Annotated in this window: 1 pseudogene; it reads left to right on the top strand. The window is 61.2% G+C overall.

Annotated features, from left to right (window positions below):
* Positions 1-327: pseudogene (locus P0D70_RS36920) on the top strand (DUF6531 domain-containing protein); the annotation flags it as partial.

Here is a 327-nt window from a genome sequence, read left to right as displayed (position 1 = left end):
GACGGGCGAACAGGGAATGCAGGCGGTTGCGGCGGGCGATCAGATGACGGTCGGGGCGCGCTACGATCAGGCGGGCCGTCTCCTGTCTGCCACTGTCGTCCGGAATGGTGTGAAGACTGAGGACTGGACCTACACCTATGATGCGCGTGGCAACATCGCGACGACGCGGGACGCCGTATCCGGTTGGGCAATGCGAACCCTCGGTCGCGATGCCGAGAACCGCGCGACGCAAATAGCGGGTAATAGCGGTCAGGCAAGCATTGGATACGACGAGCGTGGTCGCGTAAAGTCCTTTCAGTATAACGAACCGGCAAGTTCGTTGAATGG

Source organism: Paraburkholderia sp. RL17-381-BIF-C, assembly GCF_046026435.1.
Lineage (GTDB): Bacteria > Pseudomonadota > Gammaproteobacteria > Burkholderiales > Burkholderiaceae > Paraburkholderia.
Note: the sequence above shows the minus strand (reverse complement) of the source record. Positions and strands in the feature narration are given on the sequence as shown.